Annotated in this window: 2 protein-coding genes and 1 pseudogene; all 3 read right to left on the bottom strand. The window is 44.8% G+C overall.

Going from position 1 to position 3,595, the window contains the following annotated elements:
• Nucleotides 1-184, bottom strand: a 184-nt coding sequence (locus tag G5B12_RS16705; protein ID WP_174088896.1) for a DUF4315 family protein, incomplete at its 3' end; no start/stop codon positions are given.
• A gap of 40 nt (nt 185-224) precedes the next feature.
• Nucleotides 225-3,026: a CD1108 family mobile element protein gene (locus tag G5B12_RS16700; protein WP_174088908.1), complete on the bottom strand. Its 2,802-nt coding sequence runs from the start codon at nt 3,024-3,026 to the stop codon at nt 225-227.
• Between the two features lie 147 nt (nt 3,027-3,173).
• Nucleotides 3,174-3,595, bottom strand: a pseudogene (locus G5B12_RS16695) (VirB4-like conjugal transfer ATPase, CD1110 family); the annotation flags it as partial.

The raw sequence follows: 3,595 nt of genomic DNA, 5'->3' as shown, positions 1-3,595 counted from the left end.
CCAATTCTGGAATACTCATATCCATTGCACGGATAATTCTTACAATTTCCAGATTCTCCGCTTCTGTTTTTGCAATCTCCGCAGCCTTGAACCGCTTTAAATCTGCTTCATATCTGGCTTTGGATGCTTCCATTTTTTCCTTGGCTTTCTCATAATCTGCCGTTGCTTTTTCAAGACTTTTCATCTCTTCTCCTTTCCGGGCGGCTGTTATACCGCCCTTTTCCTTACCATCGCCCGAATCCATAGAAATGGCTCTGCCAGTATGGAGAGTTGATGGACGTGTACTGAACCGGATGCCCACAATGGATCATCTGACCATTGCCCACATAGATTCCAATATGCGTTACTGGTTCTCCTGCATCGTAGGTTCCGGTAAAGAAGATCAGATCTCCCGGCTGTGCTTCTGACTGAGATACCGGAGTGCAAATGTCGTACAATCCTTGTGCTGTTAGTCTTCCTGTATTCCTTACACCAGAGTTTGTCAGACAGTAGCTTACAAATCCGGAACAGTCAAATCCGCTAGGAGAGTATCCGCCCCACACATACGGTGTTCCAAGATATTTTGCAGCCTCTTCCAGTAAACGTTGCGCTGCTTCACTGGTATATTCATTACCGCCAAAGCCTGCCCCTTCTCCTGTTTCCAGATAAAAGATCGGGTTCAACCGTTCTCCATTTTTCAGAAGCTCAATATGAAGATGGCTTCCTGTAGAATTTCCGGTATTTCCTACAAGACCGATCTCATCACCTTTCGTGACGGATGCACCTGCAGATACACTCCGGCTGCTTAAATGTGCATACCGCAGTTCATAGCCTTTACTGTCCTTGATTACAACATAATTGCCATAGCTGTCGTTATAAGCAGAAGTTGTAACCGTTCCGGTCAGCCCTGCCATTACTTTTGTTCCTTCCGGTGCCCCGATATCCATACCATTGTGTAACTGATTTGCCCCGGAAATCGGATGGATTCTGTATCCATAGTAGCTTGTTACACTGGAATACCAGTTAAAATCAACCGGTGTTGCAAACATCTGCAGGTTGCCTTTGGTATCGTTGTAGGCACTGAACAGTTCTTTCTGGAAGAATCCCAGCCTGTCCTGACAGATTGACATCAGGTTTCCACTGGTCAATGTTACATTCAGCGTGTCCACATCTCTGGTTCTGGTCACTTCGACTTCATTGCTTCCGTTATCATCTGCAAGATAACATTCCCAGGTCTGATGTCCATGTGCAGATGCTGCCGCATGACTGTCATAATAGACATCAAATTGTACACCGTATCTTGCGAAAGCTCCGGTATCTTCTACGGTATATTCGACACCATTCATAACTACCTTTGTTCCCATTGGAACAAACGGATTGGAAGCATCTACCGCTAAGGTATGATTGGCAGTTGGATATGCTCCACTGGCAGTCGGTCCTCCGCTCCAAATACCACAACAGATTGGACAGTTACAATATCCACTGGTCACAACCTGTCCCAAAGATTCTCCAACTCTTACTGTTGCTGTCTCCGTTACAGTCTCATTGACTGCTTCAGTAGTTAAATGATATTGCTCTGCAAACAAGGCGTCCAGCTCCGGCTTGACCTGTTCAAAAGTAAATTCTTCATACTTTGCAGACAGATAACTAATCAGGATAAACGGATCATGCTCAATAGGTCCGATGTTATATCGGTATTCCTCATGTCCTGGTTCTTCAGATTCCATATTGTTGATCCACTCCTGCAGATTAGCTTCCAGCTGTGTGTAATACAGTTCCGCTTCCCGGATTGCCTGATCCGATGACAGATAACTGGTTCCGGTGTAAGTGATCACATTTTGTAAAAACACTGCAGAGCATGACGTGACATTCGTTATGATCAGAAACATCAATCCGATCAGAACTGCTACACTGATATACACCTTCCGGTTTTCTTTAAAAAAGTTGGTGACTTTGCCGCCAATCTTCTTGATATAATCAATCGTACCTTTTGTAGCTGTTCCTACTGTCTGTTCACTTCGCTTCGCTTTGGCATAATCCCGTTTGATCTGTTGCTTCTGAATCTGTTTTTTCAGTTTCTTCTGTTCCTGACGGGCTGCCGCCTGTGTCTGTTTCTCTTCCTGTCTTTCAAGTCTGCTTCTTTTTCTGAATGCCCTCTGTTTCCTGCGTCTGGCACTTCTCTGTTCCAGCCGGTAAACACCTTCGCCGCTTTCTTCTAACTTATGGGCACCTTCTACCGCCGCATTATCGTCTTCATTTTTGCTGATCTCACGGTGCAATGCTGCGGAAGCTGCACTTCCTGCTTTCTTGACAACAGAAGTTTTTTCTGTTTTCACAGATTCCCCTTCGCCAAACTTCAAGCGGGATTTCTTCTTTCCAGGAGCTTCTCCATCATTTGCCTGATAGACCTGTGCCTTCTTGGAATGCTGCTTTGCTTCCTTCTTCTTTTTTGCTTCCTCATAAGAAAACTTTTTGGCTTTTTCCTTCTGTTTCTGATGTCGGAAATTGACTCCATCCGTATCCATCTGGTTCAATTTCTCCATATCTTTATCATTTTTCACAGAAGCACCAGTTTCCTCATAAGCAAACTTCAAACGCTGTTTTTGTTTTGGCTTTTTGCTACCACCGGTCTGATTTCTCCGGCTGTCTCCTCTGTTTTCTGATAGATCCGCACGTTTTTCTTTCAGTCTCCCTGACTGTCCGGCTTCGGATTTTTCTGCAAGTCTGGATTCTTTTCCGACTTCAGCACGGATTCTTTTTCTATTTTGCTGTTTTCTACTCTGTCCAAGATCCTCACTTTGCTTCTCTGCCCGTATCAGTTCCGGTGCATCTCTGGATTTTTGCACAGAGGGACGAATATTTTTTCCACTCCGTTCAGACTGGCGGGAAGACTTATCCACAAGGCTTACTTCTTTTTCCCCCTGTTTTCCTCCCATCTGCACATCACTGGCACGGTTACTGACACGAACAGAAGATTTATCCGTCAGGTTTTCTTCCACCAGACCATCCTTGGTCATTTTCTGGACTTTCTTATCCCTGACTTTCATTCTCTGTTCTGCCACTGATTACTCCTCCTTCTTCGGATACCCTTTCCCTGCCTGTAATAAACAAAGAAAAGCGATGCCAAATACAGCACCGCCACAAAATGTCAATCCATATGAAATTACCTGTAACATTGTTTTACTCCTCCTGTATTACCCTGCTTCGGCTGTTTCCTCCGGGCGGGTTGTCATAATCTTATAAAGGGAATTCTTCGGGAATCTGTCTACAAACGGAATAATCACATTTCCATAGAACAGAAGTCCTTCACCCTCATTACTGTTGGTTACATAAGACAGCTGGGTTGGTGAAATATTCAACTGTTTAGCCAGAATCTGCCTGTCACCGGATGCCTGGTTGAGCATATAGATAAAATCAGAGTTTTCAAAGATGTTCTCGATTTCTCTTGAAGCAAGCAGGTCTTTTACATTCTGTGTGATACCAGTCGGAATACCGCCCCACTTACGGAACCTCTTCCAGATTTCCACGCTATATGCTGCTGTCTGTTCTTCTTTCAGCAGCAATCTCGATAGGTCAGACGCTTTCACGCCTTTCGCCCCGAGCCACACCGTGCAAG

It is taken from the genome of Blautia sp. MSK.20.85 (assembly GCF_013317245.1).
GTDB lineage: Bacteria > Bacillota > Clostridia > Lachnospirales > Lachnospiraceae > Blautia_A.
The sequence above is the reverse complement of the archived record's forward strand: the minus strand, read 5'-3'. Positions and strand labels throughout refer to the sequence as shown.